17 protein-coding genes are annotated in these 17,627 nt (G+C 71.1%); 11 read left to right on the top strand and 6 right to left on the bottom strand.

All coding sequences use genetic code 11. The features are described from left to right. Nucleotide 1: 1 nt before the first annotated feature. The 3 genes from DEJ20_RS09095 to DEJ20_RS09085 all read left to right on the top strand — a co-directional run bounded on the left by DEJ20_RS09095 (nucleotide 2) and on the right by DEJ20_RS09085 (nucleotide 2,424). Complete coding sequence (locus tag DEJ20_RS09095; RefSeq protein ID WP_111235907.1) at nucleotides 2–883, top strand: flagellin N-terminal helical domain-containing protein; 882 nt, start codon at nucleotides 2–4, stop codon at nucleotides 881–883. Beyond that, the gene (gene fliW / locus DEJ20_RS09090) at nucleotides 880–1,248 is read left to right on the top strand and encodes a flagellar assembly protein FliW (protein WP_111235908.1); all 369 of its coding nucleotides are present in this window, start codon (nucleotides 880–882) and stop codon (nucleotides 1,246–1,248) included. The genes DEJ20_RS09095 and fliW overlap by 4 nt, the downstream gene beginning before the upstream one ends. A gap of 255 nt (nucleotides 1,249–1,503) precedes the next feature. Beyond that, complete coding sequence (locus DEJ20_RS09085; protein ID WP_111235909.1) at nucleotides 1,504–2,424, top strand: hypothetical protein; 921 nt, start codon at nucleotides 1,504–1,506, stop codon at nucleotides 2,422–2,424. A 17-nt stretch (nucleotides 2,425–2,441) separates the two neighbouring features. On the opposite strand, the gene DEJ20_RS09080 is transcribed toward DEJ20_RS09085, so the two are convergent. Next, entirely contained in the window at nucleotides 2,442–3,089 is a 648-nt protein-coding gene (locus DEJ20_RS09080) for a hypothetical protein (protein ID WP_111235910.1), read from the bottom strand. Between the two features lie 38 nt (nucleotides 3,090–3,127). On the opposite strand from DEJ20_RS09080, the gene DEJ20_RS09075 reads away from it, so the two are divergent. Further along, a complete protein-coding gene (locus DEJ20_RS09075; protein ID WP_181431590.1) occupies nucleotides 3,128–4,000 on the top strand; it encodes a hypothetical protein in 873 nt (290 codons plus the stop codon). 94 nt (nucleotides 4,001–4,094) lie between these two features. Here the strand turns inward: DEJ20_RS09075 and DEJ20_RS09070 are convergent, their stop codons facing one another. Continuing rightward, on the bottom strand, nucleotides 4,095–5,063 hold the full coding sequence (locus tag DEJ20_RS09070; RefSeq protein ID WP_027465501.1) for a beta-ketoacyl-ACP synthase III: 969 nt from the start codon (nucleotides 5,061–5,063) through the stop codon (nucleotides 4,095–4,097). Nucleotides 5,064–5,136: 73 nt separating this feature from the next. Then, complete coding sequence (locus DEJ20_RS09065) at nucleotides 5,137–5,544, bottom strand: ChaB family protein (protein WP_111235911.1); 408 nt, start codon at nucleotides 5,542–5,544, stop codon at nucleotides 5,137–5,139. Between the two features lie 99 nt (nucleotides 5,545–5,643). Here DEJ20_RS09065 and DEJ20_RS09060 point away from each other — a divergent pair, with 99 nt between their 5' ends. Next, a complete protein-coding gene (locus DEJ20_RS09060; RefSeq protein WP_111046145.1) occupies nucleotides 5,644–6,615 on the top strand; it encodes an aldo/keto reductase in 972 nt (323 codons plus the stop codon). A 268-nt stretch (nucleotides 6,616–6,883) separates the two neighbouring features. On the opposite strand, the gene DEJ20_RS09055 is transcribed toward DEJ20_RS09060, so the two are convergent. After that, the gene (locus DEJ20_RS09055) at nucleotides 6,884–8,158 is read right to left on the bottom strand and encodes an ammonium transporter (RefSeq protein ID WP_110859596.1); all 1,275 of its coding nucleotides are present in this window, start codon (nucleotides 8,156–8,158) and stop codon (nucleotides 6,884–6,886) included. 211 nt (nucleotides 8,159–8,369) lie between these two features. Beyond that, entirely contained in the window at nucleotides 8,370–9,392 is a 1,023-nt protein-coding gene (gene zapE / locus DEJ20_RS09050; RefSeq protein ID WP_111235912.1) for a cell division protein ZapE, read from the bottom strand. Between the two features lie 155 nt (nucleotides 9,393–9,547). Here zapE and DEJ20_RS09045 point away from each other — a divergent pair, with 155 nt between their 5' ends. Together DEJ20_RS09045 and DEJ20_RS09040 are read left to right on the top strand one after the other, a co-directional pair. After that, entirely contained in the window at nucleotides 9,548–10,459 is a 912-nt protein-coding gene (locus tag DEJ20_RS09045; RefSeq protein ID WP_111235913.1) for a sulfurtransferase, read from the top strand. Next, on the top strand, nucleotides 10,456–10,914 hold the full coding sequence (locus DEJ20_RS09040; RefSeq protein WP_027465483.1) for a SufE family protein: 459 nt from the start codon (nucleotides 10,456–10,458) through the stop codon (nucleotides 10,912–10,914). Before DEJ20_RS09045 ends, DEJ20_RS09040 begins: the two co-directional genes overlap by 4 nt. Nucleotides 10,915–10,986: 72 nt before the next feature. On the opposite strand, the gene DEJ20_RS09035 is transcribed toward DEJ20_RS09040, so the two are convergent. Further along, nucleotides 10,987–12,210, bottom strand: coding sequence for an alpha/beta fold hydrolase (locus DEJ20_RS09035; protein ID WP_111235914.1), 1,224 nt, complete (start codon nucleotides 12,208–12,210; stop codon nucleotides 10,987–10,989). Between the two features lie 23 nt (nucleotides 12,211–12,233). Here DEJ20_RS09035 and DEJ20_RS09030 point away from each other — a divergent pair, with 23 nt between their 5' ends. The 4 genes from DEJ20_RS09030 to DEJ20_RS09015 all read left to right on the top strand — a co-directional run bounded on the left by DEJ20_RS09030 (nucleotide 12,234) and on the right by DEJ20_RS09015 (nucleotide 17,585). Further along, the gene (locus tag DEJ20_RS09030; RefSeq protein ID WP_017886108.1) at nucleotides 12,234–12,815 is read left to right on the top strand and encodes a DUF3000 domain-containing protein; all 582 of its coding nucleotides are present in this window, start codon (nucleotides 12,234–12,236) and stop codon (nucleotides 12,813–12,815) included. Continuing rightward, complete coding sequence (locus DEJ20_RS09025) at nucleotides 12,812–14,098, top strand: HRDC domain-containing protein (RefSeq protein WP_502866595.1); 1,287 nt, start codon at nucleotides 12,812–12,814, stop codon at nucleotides 14,096–14,098. The genes DEJ20_RS09030 and DEJ20_RS09025 overlap by 4 nt, the downstream gene beginning before the upstream one ends. Before the next feature lie 128 nt (nucleotides 14,099–14,226). Next, nucleotides 14,227–15,444 (top strand): thiolase family protein, encoded by a 1,218-nt coding sequence (locus DEJ20_RS09020; protein WP_111235915.1) that lies wholly within the window; start codon nucleotides 14,227–14,229, stop codon nucleotides 15,442–15,444. 2 nt (nucleotides 15,445–15,446) lie between these two features. After that, complete coding sequence (locus DEJ20_RS09015) at nucleotides 15,447–17,585, top strand: 3-hydroxyacyl-CoA dehydrogenase NAD-binding domain-containing protein (protein WP_111235916.1); 2,139 nt, start codon at nucleotides 15,447–15,449, stop codon at nucleotides 17,583–17,585. The last annotated feature ends 42 nt before the right edge of the window (nucleotides 17,586–17,627 follow it).

Here is a 17,627-nt window from a genome sequence, read left to right as displayed (position 1 = left end):
CGTGATCACCCGTGTGACCACCCAGATGTCGATGGCGGCCGCGTCGGCCCGGCTGCAGGCCGGTGCCGCGCGGGTCGCCGAGCTCACCGAACAGGCCACGACGCTGCGTGCGATCCAGAAGCCCTCGGACGACCCGGTCGGCACCGCGTCGTCGATGCAGGTGCGCAAGGAGCAGGCCGCCGCAGCGCAGTACTCGCGGAACGCGGACGACGCCGCGGCGTGGCTCGCGACCACCGACAGTGCGCTGTCCGGCGTGTACTCGGTGCTCAACAACGTCCGCGACCTCACGGTGCGGGCCGCGAACTCGGGCACGATGAGCGACACCGACCGCGACGCGTTCGTCACGCAGTTCCGGTCGCTCAAGGCCGACCTCGAGGCACGTGCCAACACCACCTACGGCACCCGTTCGGTGTTCGCGGGATCGTCGACCGCCGCTGTCGCCTACGACCCCGCGACGGGTTGGGCGGCATCGGGCACCGACGTGTCCCGTCGGGTCGGCGACGGCACCACGGTGCGGGTCGACACCTCCGGCACCGCGGTCTTCGGATCCGGCGACGACTCGGTGTTCGGCATGATCGACTCCATCGTCAGTGACCTGCAGAACGGGGTGAACTTGAACGCTCGCATCGGGGACGTCGACACGGCGCTCGGGACCGTCCGCGGCGCCCAGGCCGACGTCGGCGTCCGGCACGCCGCCGCACTCGCGGCGCAGGACTCGCTGAAGTCCGCGACCGTCTCGCTCGAGAGCCGCCGTGCCGGCATCGAGGACGTCGACCTCGCGAAGGCCGTCCTCGACCTGCAGGTACAGCAGACCAACTACCAGGCAGCCCTCGCCGTCACCGCGAAGGTCCTGCAGCCGACCCTGATGGACTACCTCCGATGAGCATCTCCCTGACCTTCGCCGTCCCGCCGTTCGGGCTCGCTCCCGCCGCGGCCTTCGAGCTGTCGCCGATCGACGGTGCCGAGGGGCTGTTCACGCTCGTCGGCGACGACGCACGGCTGTTCCTGCTCGACGCCGCGGTGCACCTGCCGTCGTACGCGCCGGAGCTCACCGACGAGCAGGCCGCCGGGCTCGGGCTGACCGACCCCGCCGACGCGATGCTGCTGGTGGTCGCGAACCCCGGCGCGTCCGGCACCACGGTCAACCTGCTCGCGCCGATCGTCGTGAACGCCCGGACGGCCGTGGGCGCGCAGGTCATCCTCGAGGAGCAGGACCTGCCGCTGCGGGCGGAGCTCGCGCGGGTGTAGGCGCGCGCGGCGGCGGCTTCGCACCCGTTCTGCGACATTCCACCAGTCGTTCCCGGCGTGGATCGTCGGAAGATGTGCACGCAGATGTTGCGTGTGCATGTGACGACAAGACACGAGTCGTTCGACGCGTGGATCGTCGCAAGATGCACACGCATTGCAGCTGGTCAGTCCTGCACAGGTCGTCGTCGCCGCCCGGCTTTCCACAGATCGGGCGATGGCGTGCGCTGAACCACGATGTTCGGCGAGCCTGGTGCCATGTCCAGAGCGAACGACGTCGAACTGATCCGTACGACGGGTGCGACCTCCGCCGAACGCCGCTCGCTCGAGCGCGATGTCCGCCGCGGACGGTACGAACGCCTCCGCCCCGGCGTCCTCGTCCGCCCGGATGCCCTCGACGGGATGCATCCTGGTGAGCAGCACCACGTGCTCGTCCGGGCCTCGACGCACCGACTCCGAGCGACCGATGTCGTCTCACACCAGTCTGCGTGCGCAGTCCTCGGGCTCCCGTTGATCGGGGCAGCACCGCCCAAGGTGCACCTCACCGATCCGACCACGTCGCACACCCGTGTCACGGCGTGGTTCGTCCGGCACGGTGCACAGGGGCGGCCGCCCGCAGTCCTCGTCGATCAGCAGGCGACACCCACGACGACGGCCGCGAGAACCGCCATCGACGTCGCTGCGACACGCTCCTTGCTCGAAGCGCTCCCCGTCGTCGATGCCGTGCTCTCCCGTCGGCTCGCCGACCGTGAGGCGTTGGACGCGGAACACGCATCGCTGGCCTTCGCCCTGACCAAGGCGGGGATCGCCGTGTGGATGGGCTCGGCGCTGTCGGGGTCACCGGCGGAGTCGGTGTGCCGCGTCCGCTTCCGCGAACTCGGGGTGCCGGAGCCGGTGCAGCAGCACGTGTTCGCCCGGGTCGGATCGGCCACTGCGGTCGTGGACTTCTGGTTCCCGGACCAGGGCGTGGTGGTCGAGGTCGACGGCCGCGCGAAGTACGAGGACCCGGCGCTGCTCGACGGGCGATCCACCGCCGACGCGCACTGGCGCGAGAAACGTCGCGAGGACTTCATCCGGTCGTTCCCCGAGGTCCGGGCGGTCGTGCGGCTCTCGTGGGCCGACCTGATGCAGCCCGACCGGGTGCGGGCTGCCCTCCGGCGCGCGGGCGTCCCGTGCTGAGGGTGCGTGCCCGACGATCAGCGCGGGCGGTGAGGCGCATCCGGGTGGTACGTGCGCTGACGCTCGACCGTCGGCCGAGCGGACGATCCCCCGGTGTCGACCGCCCCACCGACCACCACCTCGCCGACTCCCACGCGCACGCCACGGACCGGCCCGGCGCCCTTGACCACGCCGCCGCGGTGGTCCGGGTCGGGTTCGCGGTGGTCGCCGCCCTCCTCGAGCTCGACGTCCCGCACGGACACCGGCCCGAGTACCTGCGCCCCCGCGCCGATGCGAGCCGGCCCCTCGACGAGACACCCGGCGGTCAGGCGAGCCCGACCACCGATCACGACGTCGGACCCGTCCGCGACGACGGTCACCGGTCCCGGACCGAGTTCGGCTCCCGCGCCGATGTGCACGGTCGCCGCCGACGCGACGACGGTCACGGGTCCGGGGCCCAGGCGCACACCGGCAGCCAGCGTGATCGCCCCACCGTGACGGGTCTCGAGTGTCGTGGACGGGTAGAGCACCACGCCGGGCAGGACCGACACGCCCACCCCGATCAGGACGGACGCCGGATCGAGCACCCGGACCGCGGGCGCGAGGGCGCGGACCTCTGCGACGGGCAGGAACCCGGCTGCACGACGGGCATCGTCGAGGGCTCGCTGCGCGCGGTCAGTGTCCATCCAGCGAGCCTCTCACGTGTGCGGCGTACGGTGATCGCATGGCCCGCGCCCCGAAGGACCAGTCGATCGTGCCCCTGCCGACCGCACCGGTCTCCCCCACCACGTCCGACCCCCGAACGCAGCAGGTCCAGCCCACGGGCTGGGCGAAGTGGCTCGATCGGGTCATCAGTGTGCAGCGTCCCGTCGTGGTCGCGCACGTCAACGCGATCCGTCGCCGCAAGCCCGACGCGACCCCCGCCGAGGTGATCCAGATCCTCGAGCGGCAGTACCTGGCCGCCGTCACGACCGGCGGCGCCGCGGTCGGTGCGAGTGCAGTGATCCCCGGGGTCGGGATGGCCGCTGCGCTCGGACTGAGCGGCGCCGAGACGGTCGGGTTCCTCGAGACCACCGCGCTGTTCGCACAGTCGGTGACCGAGGTGCACGGCATCGCGCTGGACGACCCGGAGCGCGCCCGCACCCTGGTGATGGCGATGATCCTCGGCGCACCGGGTACGCAGCTCATCAAGCAGCTCGCAGGTCAGGCCGCCGGCGGTCAGGCCCGGACCGCGTTCTGGGGCGAGATGGTGACGTCCTCGCTGCCGAAGCAGGTCGTCAACGGCATCGGCGGACAGGTCCGTGACCAGTTCATCAAGCGCTTCGCCATCCGGCAGGGCGGTTCCGTCCTCGGCCGCGCGCTGCCGTTCGGCATCGGAGCGGCGGTCGGCGGTCTGGGGAACCACGCCCTGGGGCGCAAGGTGATCCAGGCGTCGCGGACCGGGTTCGGCATGCCGCCGGCGGAGTTCCCGATCGTGTTGACGGTCACCCCGGCTGCCGAGAAGACCCGGCGCGCCCTGCCGTGGAAGCGCGGCGCGGGCAAGGACCAGGACCTCTGGACCGAGCCGGGCCAGGACGACCCCCGCTCGAAGCGCTAGTCGCAACGACCCGGACGGGCCCGACGCCACGACCACGAGGAACCCGGGCACGGATGCTGAGCAGCCGAGCCCGGGCCGTTCGTGCAACTGCGCGCTAGAAGGACCGCACCGGCGTCGTCACGACCTGCCCGGCGTGGGCGAACCCGCCACCGAACCCGAACAGCAGAGCAGGTACCCCCTCCGGAAGGTCGCCGCGCTCCCACGCCTTCGACAGGCCGAGCGGCACACTGGCGGCCGAGGTGTTCCCGGACTCGACGACGTCGCGGATGACGAATTTTGACTCCCCACCGAGCGCGGTCACGAGCGGCTCGATGATCCGCAGGTTGGCCTGGTGGAACGCGAACACCTCGATGTCGTCCATCGAGAGCCCGGCGGCCTCGACGACCTTGCGGGCGTGCCCCTCGGCCTCGGTGATGGCCCACCGGTAGATCGAGCGACCCTCCTGGTTGAACCGCCCGGGCGACCCCTCGACACGGACGGCGTCGAGCAGGTGCGGGACGCTCCCCCACGACACCGGGCCGATCTCGGGCGTCTCGGCGACCCCGAGCACGGCGGCGCCGGCCCCGTCACCGACGAGCACGCAGGTCGACCGGTCGGTCCAGTCGGCGATTCCGGACAGCACCTCGGACCCGATGACGAGCGCGACGTCGGCCGAACCGGTGCGGATGGACTGGTCGGCGAGCCCGAGCGCGTACTCGAACCCGCTGCACGCGGTGTTGATGTCGATCGGCGCCGGGCCGTTCGTCATGCCGAGTGCGGCGGCGACCCGACCTGCCGTGTACGGCGCGCGGTCCTGGTGGGTGGTGGAGGCGACGATGACGAGTCCGACGGCCGAGGGCGACACCCCGGCGTCGGCGAGGGCACGGCGTCCGGCCTCGATCGCCATCGACGTGACGGTGTCGTCGGGCCCGGCGATCCGACGGGTTTGGATCCCGGTCCGGGTGCGGATCCACTCGTCGTTCGTGTCGACCATCGTCGAGAGCTCGTCGTTGGTCAGGACGCGTTCGGGCTGGTGGTGTCCGAACCCGAGGATCCGGCTGCCGCGGAGTGCTGGGATGTTCATCGTCGGCACGTTACCCCCTCACCCCGTCGCCGCATGCCGACCGGGGAATGGACGGCGCCCCACCCGCCCATGGTCACTTCCGGGCTTCAGCGGTCGCGCGGTCGTTCGCCTTGCCGATCGCCTCGACCAGCTCGTCCTTCGTCATCTTCGAGCGGCCGCTGACGTCGAGCCGCTTCGCGACGTCCATCAGATGCGCCTTCGAGGCGTTCGCGTCGACACCGCCCTCGGTCTTCCCGGATGAGCCCGAGCTAGCACCACGCGAACCGGCGGCAGCGGAGTCGGACGGCCCGGAGGACTCCTTCTCCTCCCAGTGGTCGCCGACCTTCTCGTACTCGTGCTTCACGGCGGCGAACGCGGTGCGGTGCGCCCGCTCACCCGGGCCGTACGTCTCGTTCGCCGAGTCCAGTGTCTTCTCGAAGATCTCCTGCGCGTGCTCCGGAGACCGCTGCAGGGTGCTGGGGATCTCGTCCTTGGCTGGCATGGCTGCTCCTCTCGAGTGGTCCTCCCTGACTACTCCCCACCACTCGACCGGTACTCCCAGGGCCTGGCGCCGCCAGCGCGTCACGAGTAGACCCGTCTCATGGACTACACACACCTCGGTCGCACCGGTCTGTCCGTCTCCCGCGCCGTGCTCGGCACGATGAACTTCGGCCCGGAGACCAGCGAGGACGACTCGCACGCGATCATGGACCGGGCCCACGAGCTCGGCGTCAACTTCTTCGACACCGCCAACGGCTACGGCGGCTCGGTGGGCAAGGGTGCCACCGAGGAGATCATCGGACGGTGGTTCGCCAAGGGTGGCGGTCGCCGCGAGAAGACGGTCCTCGCCACGAAGGTCTACGGCGAGATGACCGACTGGCCGAACGGCGGCAAGCTCAGCGCGCTGAACATCCGGCAGTCGCTCGACGCGAGCCTGCAGCGGCTGCAGACCGACCACATCGACCTGTACCAGTTCCACCACGTCGACCGTGCGACGCCGTGGGACGAGATCTGGCAGGCGATCGACGTCGCCGTGCAGCAGGGCAAGGTCCTGTACGTCGGCTCGTCGAACTTCGCCGGGTGGCACATCGCCCAGGCGCAGGAGGCAGCGAAGCGCCGGAACACCTTCGGCCTGGTCAGCGAGCAGTCGATCTACAACCTCGTGGTCCGCGACGTCGAGCGCGAGGTCCTGCCCGCCGCCCGCGCGTACGGCCTCGGCGTGATCCCCTGGTCGCCGCTGCAGGGCGGCCTGCTCGGCGGCGTCATCGAGAAGACCGAGAACGGCTCCCGTCGACTGTCCGGCCGCAGCGCCGAGTACGTCGAAGCGCACCGTGACCAGCTGCAGTCGTACGAGTCGTTCGCGAAGGAGCTCGGCCACACGCCGGGCGAGCTGGCCCTCGCCTGGCTGCTGCACCAGCCCGGCGTCACCGCGCCGATCACCGGCCCCCGCACGATGGAGCAGTGGGAGTCCGCGGTCCGCGCCGTCGACATCCGCCTCGACCAGCGTGCGCTGGACCGTCTCGACGAGATCTTCCCGGGGCACGAGACCTCGCCGGAGGACTACGCCTGGTGACGGAACCGACGGAACCGACGGAATCGACGGAATCGACGGAACCGACAGGTCGCTGACGCGACCATCTGCCTGGAGGCGCGGTGCGGGTCCGACCCGCACCTGGGCCCACGCCGGCCGGTTCCGGGCCGACGCGCCAGCGGCGGACCGGCCGTGACCGGTGGGGAGCCTCCCGTCCGTGGTCACGTCGAGAACGCGACCAACGGAACGACGACGGGCCCCGCGCTGCTGTGTGCGCGGGGCCCGTCGTCGTGCGGGTGGTGCCTGGTGACTAGCGGACGCTGACCGGGCTGTCGTCGGTCTGCTCGTAGAGGACGTAGCCCTCTTCGCCGTGGACGGCGGTGTCGATGCCCGCGACCTCGTCCTCGGTCTTGACGCGGAAGCCCATCGTCTTCTCGATCGCGAACCCGATGACCAGGGCGAGCACGAACGAGTAGACGCCGACGGCGAGGGCCGCTGCGGCCTGCTTGCCGAGCTGCTCGAACGAGCCGGAGTAGATCAGGCCGGTGTCGTTGGCGAAGAAGCCGAGGAACAGCGTGCCGAAGATGCCGCCGACCAGGTGGACGCCGACCACGTCGAGCGAGTCGTCGAAGCCCAGGCGGTACTTCCAGTCGATGGCGAAGCAGCAGACGATGCCGGCGAGGAAGCCGAGCAGGATGCCCCAGCCCGGGGTCAGCGCGGCACAGGCCGGGGTGATCGCGACGAGGCCGGTGACGGCACCCGATGCGGCACCGACGGAGGTGGCCTTGCCGTCCTTGAGCTTCTCGATGAGCAGCCAGCCGAGGATTGCGGCGGCCGGGGCGGCGAGGGTGTTCACCCAGGCGATCGCGGCGATGCCGTCAGCAGCGCCCTCGGAGCCGGCGTTGAAGCCGAACCAGCCGAACCACAGGATGGCGGCACCGAGCAGGACGAAGGGCGGGTTGTGCGGCTTGTGCGCACCCTTGGCGAAGCCGACGCGCTTGCCGAGCACGATCGCCAGGGCCAGACCCGCTGCACCGGCGTTGATGTGCACCGCGGTGCCGCCGGCGAAGTCGATGACGCCCCACGTTGCGGCCCAGCCGGAGGTCAGGTTGAAGACCCACGAGGCGACCGGGAAGTAGACGACCGTGACCCACACGCCGGCGAAGACCATCCACGCGCCGAACTTTGCGCGGTCGGCGATGGCGCCGGAGATGAGCGCGACGGTGATGATCGCGAACGTCGCCTGGAACCCGACGAAGGCCATCGACGGGTACGCCGCCTGGATGTTCGAGGACTGTGCCTCCTCGAAGGCCTGACCGAGGCCGATCTGGTTCCAGTCGATGCTGAAGAACCCGACCACGCCGGAGACCGCCGTGCCGTCGCCGTGGTTGGCGAAGGCGATCGCGTAGCCGTAGACCACCCAGAGCACGCTCACGAGCGCGATCGCACCGAACGACATCATCATCATGGAGATGACGGACTTGGCCTTCACCAAGCCGCCGTAGAAGAAGGCCAGGCCGGGTGTCATGAACAACACCAGCGCAGCCATCACCAACACGAACGTCGTGTTGCCCTGATCAAGCATCTGCTCACCTCTCGATTGCACGAGCGGCTCTTGGACCGCCTCGGGTGTCACAGAGTCTGGCGAGGCGAGGTTTCACGAGGGAGCACGAACTGTTTCGCGGATGTAACGCGACCACGCCGTTTGTAAACGTCGTGTTTCCGACGGCCCGATGTCCCCTGCACGAGGGGCAGGAGACCGCCGTGGACAGATCGGTCCGGTCTGCGAGCGACGGTCAGGCGCGGGTGAGCGCCACCACGCGGGACGCGGCGCGCAGGTACTTCTTGCGGTACCCGCCCTCGAGCATCACGTCGGGGTACACCTGGTCGAGCGGGGTGCCCGACGCGACGATGCGGACCTGCGCGTCGTACAGCCGGTCCACCAGGGCGACCCAGCGCAGCGCGTCGGTCTGGTCGGTGAAGGCCCGGACGTCGGTGAGCCCGACGGCGTCGAGGTCCTCGACCAGCGCGACGTACTTCGACGGGTGCACCGAACCCAGGTGCGCGATCACCTCGCCGAAGTCGTCGAGCGTCACGGTGCCGGACGGCAGCGCGGCGGGCACGTCGGACACCACCTGCGCCGACTCGTCCACGGCACGTCGGCGGTAGTCCAGGCCGTCGATGCGCATGGTGTCGAAGCGGTCCGACATCGCCTGGATCTCGCGCAGGAAGTCCTGCGCGGCGAAGCGCCCCTCGCCCAGGGCGCCCGGGGGCGTGTTCGACGTCGCGGCGAAGCGGGTGCCGGTCTCGGTCAGTTCCTTGATGAGCCGGGTCATCACCATCGTGTCGCCCGGGTCGTCGAGCTCGAACTCGTCGATGCACACCAGTGCGGTGCCGCGGAGCAGGTCGACCGTCCCCTGGAACCCCAGGGCGCCCACGAGCGCGGTGTACTCGATGAAGGTGCCGAACGTCTTCCGGCCGGTGGCCGCGTGGTAGGCGGCCGCGAGCAGGTGGGTCTTGCCGACACCGAAGCCGCCGTCCAGGTACACGCCGGACTTCGCCGCGGGTTCCGCCGCCTGCTTCCGACGCCCGAACAGCCCGCGCCGCGGGGCCTCCGTCGGACCGGCGGCCACGAACGCGGCGACGGCATCGCGGACCGAGGCCTGCGAGTCGTAGTCCGGGTCCGGCCGGTACGAGTCGAACGACGCGTCCGTGAACTGCGGCGGGGGCACGAGCGCCGCAGCCATCTGCTGCGGCGTCACCTGGGGATCACGGTCGACGAGGTGAGCGGGCAATCGGGGAACCCTTCCGGGAAGCATGTCGTGGGGTGTCACGTTGCGTCAGGAGCACGGTACGTCCGCGTACCGTTGCCCACAGGCACCGACGCCCGATCCTAGTCCGGCGCCAGCAGCACGCACCCGGGCACCAAGCCCGCCCCGCACCACGCTCCCCCGCACCCCTGGAGGTACCCCCGATGACCGCACCGGTCGACCCGTCCGAGAAGTTCGCCGCCTACGCGCACCCGGAGCGCCTCGTCTCCACCGAGTGGCTGCAGGAGCAACTCGACGCCGGGGCCGGCGCCCCCGACCTGGTGGTCGTCGAGTCCGACGAGGACGTCCTGCTCTACGAGACGGGACACATCCCGGGCGCCGTGAAGATCGACTGGCACACCGACCTCAACGACCCGGTGCAGCGCGACTACATCGACGGCGCCGCGTTCGCCGAACTGCTCGGCGGCAAGGGCATCGGCCGCGACACCACCGTCGTGATCTACGGCGACAAGAACAACTGGTGGGCGGCGTACGCCCTCTGGGTGTTCACCCTGTTCGGTCACGAGGACGTCCGCCTGCTCGACGGCGGTCGCGGCAAGTGGATCGCCGAGGACCGCGCCGTGACCACCGACGAGACCCCGGTCACGCCCGTCGAGTACCCCGTCGTCGAGCGTCACGACGAGCCCGTCCGCGCCTTCAAGGACGACGTCCTCGCGCACCTCGGCAAGCCGCTCATCGACGTCCGCAGCGCCCCGGAGTACAGCGGGGAGCGCACGACCGCGCCCGACTACCCGGAAGAGGGCGCGCTGCGCGGCGGCCACGTCCCCACCGCCGTGAACATCCCCTGGGCGACGGCCGCCGCCCCCGACGGCACCTTCAAGACGCGCGACGAGCTCGACGCCGTCTACCGTGACGGCGCCGGCATCGGTGACGCCGACGAGGTCATCGCCTACTGCCGCATCGGTGAGCGCTCGAGCCACACCTGGTTCGTCCTGCAGCACCTGCTCGGCTACGACAACGTCCGCAACTACGACGGCTCGTGGACCGAGTGGGGCAGCGCCGTCCGCGTCCCCATCGTGCAGGGATCCGAGCCGGGTACTGTTCCCAACCGATGAACGCCAGCACCGACGCACCACTCCCCGCCACCCTCGCCGAGATCCGCGATGACTTCCTCGCCCTGGGCCAGAAGGACCGCCTGCAGCTCCTGCTCGAGTTCTCGAACGAGCTGCCGGCACTGCCCGAACGCCTGCAGGGGCACGAGGACGAGCTCGAACGCGTCGAGGAGTGCCAGTCCCCCGTCTTCATCACCGTGACGGTGGGCGAGGACGGCGACGCCCCGGACGTGGTCCGGATGCACGCCACCGCCCCGCGCGAGGCGCCGACCACCCGCGGCTTCGCCTCGATCCTGGCGCAGGGACTGTCCGGCCTCACCGTCGAGCAGGTGCTCGCCGTGCCGACGGACTACCCGCTGACCATCGGTCTGTCCGAGGCGGTCAGCCCGCTGCGGATCCGCGGCATGGTGGGCATGCTCGGACGCGTGCAGCGTCAGGTGCAGGCGGCGGTCGCGTAGACGCGACCCGTTGACGGACGGGAGGCGCGGTGCCAGCTGGCACCGCGCCTCCCGTCTGTCCTCCGGTTGCGTCTACCGCGCGCTGGCCGCGCCGCGCCGCTGGACCACCTCGGTGAGCCACGCGAGGATCCGGGCGTCGAACCAGTCGGCGTCGTGGTTCCAGAGCTTGGTGTGCCGGGCCGTGGTCTGGATCTCGAGCCGCACCAGGTCGGGCCGCGCGCGGGCCAGGTCGTGCGAGGCCGAGGACGGCACGAACCCGTCGTCGTCGCTGTGCAGCAGCAGGATCGGCACCGTGAGCTCGTCGGCGCGCGTGACCATGTCGAGCTCGCGCAGGTCGACAGGTGCCTGGAGCCCGGCGAGCCGGTGCAGCACCGGCGTGCGGAGCAGACGTTGCGCGACCTTGCGCACCGGACGCGGCAGACGCAGGAGCTGGCTCTGCGACTTCAGCACCGCGTGCCAGTCGACCACCGGGGACTCGAGGACCACCCCGTCGACCAGGCCGGCGAAGCGCGAGCGGAGCAGGGTCTGCAGCACGACGGCGCCGCCCATCGACCAGCCCATGAGCACGACGCTCTGGGCGTCCTGCGCGGTGAGCCAGCGGAGGACGGAGTCGACGTCCTCCCACTCGGTGCTGCCGAGGCCGTAGCGGCCGTCGACGCTCGGCGGGGCGACGCCGTCGTTCCGCCACGAGGCGAGCACGACCGAGTACCCGGCAGCACGGAAGACGGGGACGGCGCGGATCGTCTCGGCACGCGTGACGCCACGGCCGTGCACCAGGACGGCCCAGGGCGCTGCCGGGTCGTCGGCGCGGACGACCCAGGCGGGGGCGGGCCCGTTCGGGGTGGGGATGTCGACGTCCTCGACGGGCACGTCGAGCTCGCCGGGGGTCAGGTAGAACCAGCCACCCCAGCGACCGCGACGGGCGGCGGTGGGGTCGCCGGCGTCGATCGCGATGATGCGGCGCGTGACGGTGGTGTCGGTCGTGCCGAGGACCTCGCCGACGCGCATGTGTCCGGTACCGCCGCCGAACCAGAGCGAGTAGCGGCCCTGCAGCTCGGTGTCGGCCGTGCGCTCGATCGTGACGGTCTTCCGGACCGGGTCGACGGCGTGGATCGGGACGCGTTCGTTGCGCTTGCGGTCGGGGGTGACGACGGCACGGGCGACGGCGGCGACGAAGCCACCGATGACGGCCGTCCCCACCGCGGCAGCTGCCAGACCGGCGCCGAGTGCGATGAACCCGGCCGATCGAGCGGTCTCCTGGACGACGTCCTCGGCGGGTCGCGCGGATCGGGACATGGCCCGGAGCCTAGTCTGCATGTGTGTCCGAAACCCGAGAGCCCGACGCCTTCGCGCGGCTCCGCGCGTTCGTGTCCGGCGGCAGCGGCCGTGCCGAGACCACCGTCACCGAGATCCCCTCGCCGACCCGGATCGCACCGTTCTCGATCGCCCTTGCGGCGGACGTGTCCGGCACCGCGCACGGCGTCGAGTCGGACCTGGGCACCGGCCGGTTCATCGCCCTGTACGACCCGGAAGAACCCGAGGGCTGGGGCGGCGCGTTCCGTGTCGTCTCGTTCGCCCAGGCACCGCTCGAGCCGGAGATCGGCGTCGACGAGTTCGTCGCCGACGTCACCTGGAGCTGGCTCGTCGACGCGCTCGAGTCGCACGGTGCGACGTACGACCACGCCTCGGGCACGGCCACCAAGATCATCTCGCGCGGGTACGGCGACCTCGCCGCACAGGGCGACGGCGCCCAGCTGGAACTCCGCGCGTCGTGGACACCACGCGGCGACGACCTCACCGCACACGTCCGGGCCTGGCAGGACATCGTCGCCATGCTCGCCGGTCTGCCTCCCGCATCGGACGGCGTGACCCTGCTGGCCCCGAGGAGGCTCGCCAAGTGACCGACCCCGCTCCCCAGGACGCCGCTGGATCGACCGGCCCGGCTGCGCCCGCAGCCGCTGCCGGCCCCGCCTTCGAGGCGTCGCACGACGCCGTCAAGGTCATCGACACCCGCGAGGACTACCTCGAGGCGGTCGCCGCCATCGCCGCCGGCCACGGCCCCGTCGCGGTCGACGCCGAGCGCGCCAGCGGCTACCGCTACTCGCAGCGCGCGTACCTGATCCAGGTCTTCCGCCGCGGTGCCGGTGCGTTCCTGTTCGACCCGATCCCGATCGGCGAGTTCTCGGAGCTGCAGGCCGCCATCGTCGACGAGGAGTGGCTGTTCCACGCCGCCTCGCAGGACCTGCCGTGCCTGCAGGAGGTCGGCCTCGTCCCGACGCGCATCTTCGACACCGAGCTCGGTGCCCGGATCGCCGGGTTCCCCCGCGTCGGCCTCGGCGCCGTCGTCGAGCAGCTGCTCGGCATCACCCTGGCCAAGGCGCACTCGGCCGCCGACTGGTCGACCCGTCCCCTGCCGCAGTCGTGGCTCGTCTACGCGTCGCTCGACGTCGAGCTGCTGCCCGACCTCCGCGATGCCCTCGCCGAGAAGCTCGACGAGGCCGGCAAGACCCGGATCGCCCAGGAGGAGTTCGACGCGGTCCTGCACCGTGCGCCGAAGCCCGCCCGTGCCGAGCCCTGGCGTCGCCTGTCCGGCATGCACGCGCTCCGTGGTGCGCGAGCACTGGCGATCGCCCGGTCGCTCTGGCTCGCCCGCGACGAGTACGCCCGACAGGCGGACATCGCCCCCGGGCGCACGATCCCCGACTCGGCGATCGTCGCCGCCGCGGCCGCTGCACCCGAGTCCCGCGCCGAACTCGGTGCGCTGAAGACCTTCACGGGTCGCGCCAGCCGTTCCGAGCTCGACCGCTGGTGGGCCGCCGTCGAGGAAGGTCGCACCACCGAGGACCTCCCCCGTCTGCGCGGTGCCGGCGAGGCAACCCTGCCCCCGCCCCGCGCCTGGGCGGACCGCAACCCGGCCGCCGACCGCCGGTACAAGGCCGCGCGCGCCGCGGTGACGAAGCGTGCCGAGGAGCTCGACATCCCGCTCGAGAACCTGCTCACACCGGAGACCCTCCGGCTCGTGTCGTGGGCACCGCCGTCGCCGCCGTCGACCGAGCTGGTCGGCGCCGCCCTCGCCGAGCACGACGCCCGCCCGTGGCAGGTCGAGGAACTCGCGTCGATCATCGCGTCGGCCTTTGTCGCTGCTGCACAGCGGCCCGCGGCGACGGACGACGACGAGTCGTAGGAACTGCCCAACCGGCATGCGGCCGCCCAGGCTGGGGGCATAGCGTCGGGAGAGTCGCCGGGCGAGGCCCGGCCAGGCCGGAGCGACCTGCGTTCCGGCCCGATCGATGAGGATCTGGGAGGCCCGGATTGCCAAAGGCATCAGACGTCGTGTTCGTGGACGGCGTTCGCACACCGTTCGGACGAGCCGGCGAGAAGGGGGTGTTCTGGAAGACCCGGTCCGACGACCTCGCGGTGCACGCGATGCGCGGACTGCTCGACCGGAACGCCTTCGACACCGCAGCCGTGGACGACGTCGCCGTCGCGGCGACCACGCAGCAGGGTGACCAGGGGCTGACGCTCGGCCGCACGGTCGGCATGCTCGCTGGTCTGCCGAAGTCGGTGCCCGGCTACGCGATCGACCGCATGTGCGCCGGTGCCATGACGAGCGTCACGACGCTCGCGGGTGCCATCGCCTTCGGCGCCGCCGACGTCGCGATCGCCGGTGGTGTCGAGCACATGGGCCGGCACCCGATGGGCTTCAACGCCGACCCGAACCCGCGTTTCGTCGCGGAGCGCATGGTCTCGAGCGACGCCCTCGTCATGGGCGCCACCGCCGAACGCCTGCACGACCGCTTCCCCGCGATCACGAAGGACCGCACGGACGCCTACGCCGTCCAGTCCCAGCAGCGCTACGCCGCCGCCTGGGCGAACGGCAAGCTCCAGCCGGACGTCATCCCGGTCGAGGTCAACAAGGGCGACGGCTGGGACGTCGTCAGCACCGACGAGCCGCCGCGGCCGGGGACCACCCTGGAGGCGCTGGCCGCGTTGAAGACGCCGTTCCGGCCCCACGGACGGGTCACCGCCGGCAACGCCGCCGGTCTGAACGACGGTGCCACCATGAGCCTGCTCGCGTCCGAGGACGGTGCGAAGCAGCACGGGCTGTCGACGAAGATGCGCATGGTCTCGTTCGCCTTCGCCGGTGTCGAGCCCGAGGTGATGGGCGTCGGCCCGGTCCCCGCGACCGACAAGGCCCTCTCGAAGGCCGGCCTGTCGATCGACGACATCGGCCTGTTCGAGATCAACGAGGCGTTCGCCGTCCAGGTGCTCGCGTTCCTCGACAACTACGGCATCGCCCAGGACTCCCCGAACGTGAACGCCTGGGGCGGCGCGATCGCCGTCGGCCACCCGCTCGCGTCGAGTGGTGTCCGGCTGATGAACCAGCTCGCCGCACAGTTCGCCGAGCGACCGGACGTCAAGTACGGCATCACCACGATGTGCATCGGGCTCGGCCAGGGCGGCACCGTCATCTGGGAGAACCCGAACCACAGCAAGTCGGCCGAGCGTTCGGCTCGGAAGGGGGCGTGACCATGACCATCGTCGACAACGACCGACTGGCCGAACTCAGCGAGGACGAGGTCGTCACGCACTCGTTCGTCAAGCACGTCACGATGCCCTCGGGTGGCACGCTGGCGCTCATCACGCTCGACAACGGCAAGGACTACAAGCGGCCGAACACCCTCGGGCCCCGCACGCTCCGTGAGCTGTCCGGCGTGCTCGACACCCTGAAGACCGAGGCCGCCGCCGGCACGATCCAGGGCGTCGCGATCACCGGCAAGGAGTACTGCTTCGCCGCCGGCGCCGACCTGTCGCAGGCAGCGGCGGTCCCGTCGCGCGAGGCCGCCCACGACCTGGCCGCCCTCGGGCACGCCACGCTCCGCAAGTTCGCCGACCTCGGGGTGCCGTCGTTCGCGTTCGTGAACACCCTGGCGCTCGGTGGTGGGCTCGAGATCGCCCTGCACTGCACCTACCGGGCGTTCTCGTCCGCGGCGCAGGGCATCGGCCTGCCCGAGGTGTTCCTCGGCATCATCCCCGGCTGGGGCGGGGCCACTCTGCTCCCCCGGTTGATCGGTCCCGAGAAGGCGCTGCGCGTCATCATCGAGAACCCGCTCAAGAACAACCGCCTGATGGACGGTCCGGCCGCGGTCGAGATCGGCATCGGCGACGTGCTCGTCCCCTCCGTCACGTTCCTGCCCTCGGCGGTGGCGTGGGCCGACGGCGTGATCGCCGGAACCACCAAGGTGGTGCGGAAGAACGAGCCGGGCCTGCTCGAGAAGGCCGCCTGGGGCACCGTCGTCAAGGTCGCCCGCGGGCAGGTCGCGTCGAAGATCGGCACCGTGCCGAAGTCGCCGTTCCGGGCGCTCGACCTCGTCGCCGCCGCCAAGTCCGGTTCGCTCGACGAACGCTTCGCCGACGAGGACGAGGCCCTCGCCGACCTCATCTCGGGCGACCAGTTCGCCGCGTCGATGTACGCCTTCGATCTCGTGCAGAAGCGCGCGAAGAAGCCCGTCGGCGCTCCCGAGGGCGTCGAACCGAAGAAGATCACGAAGGTCGGCGTCCTCGGCGCCGGGCTCATGGCGTCGCAGTTCGCGCTGCTGTTCGCCCGACGCCTGGGCGTCCCCGTCGTCATCACCGACGTCGACCAGTCCCGTGTCGACGCCGGCGTCGAGCGGATCCGCGGCGAGGTCGCGAAGCTGCTCGACAAGGGCCGGATCTCCCCCGACGACGCGAACCGCATCACCGCGCTCGTCAGCGGGTCGGTGTCCTACGACGCCTTCGCCGACGCCGACTGGGTGATCGAGGCCGTCTTCGAGGAGATGACCGTCAAGCAGGAGGTCTTCCGCAAGATCGAACAGGTCATCGCACCGGACGCCATCCTCGCCACGAACACGTCGTCGCTCTCCGTCGACGAGATGGCGTCGGTGCTCACCAACCCGGAGCGACTCGTCGGCTTCCACTTCTTCAACCCGGTCGCGGTCATGCCGCTGCTCGAGGTGGTGCGCGCGGCGAAGACCTCGGACGAGGCCCTCGTCACCGCACTCGCCGTCGCGAAGACCCTGAAGAAGACCGCGATCATCACCGCAGACCAGCCGGGCTTCGTCGTCAACCGGGTGCTCGCACGGGTGCTCGGCGAGGCGATGCGCGGCGTGGAAGAGGGCACCTCGTTCGACACCGTCGCCCAGGGGGCCGCACCGCTCGGCCTGCCGATGTCACCGTTCGAGCTGCTCGAGCTCGTCGGGCTGCCGGTCGGCGCGCACGTGCTCGACTCGCACCACGCGGCCTGGCCGGAGCGCTTCTACCCCGGTGACGGGCTGAAGAAGATCGCCGAGCACGGGACGATCCTGACCCGCGACAAGAAGGGCAACGCGACCGGGTACGACCCCGCCGCCGTGAAGCTCGTCGCGCCGTCCAAGAAGGACGCGAAGCCGGTGGACGCCGCCGAGATGCAGCGCCGGTTCGAGGACGCCCTGGCCGACGAGCTGCACCGCATGCTCGAGGACCGGGTCGTCGAGCACGTCGAGGAGATCGACCTCGGGCTCATCCTCGGTGCGGGTTACCCGTTCCAGGCCGGTGGGATCAGCCCGTACCTCGACCGTTCCGGTGCGTCCGAGCGGGTCTTCGGCGGCACGTTCCACGAGCCGCGGATCGTCGGCCCCGCCTCCCGCTAGAGCCGATCCGGCGCCGGCGCCACCGTCTCCGACAGCAGCCCG

It is taken from the genome of Curtobacterium sp. MCSS17_005, assembly GCF_003234225.2.
Lineage (GTDB): Bacteria > Actinomycetota > Actinomycetes > Actinomycetales > Microbacteriaceae > Curtobacterium > Curtobacterium flaccumfaciens.
The sequence above is the reverse complement of the archived record's forward strand: the minus strand, read 5'-3'. Positions and strand labels throughout refer to the sequence as shown.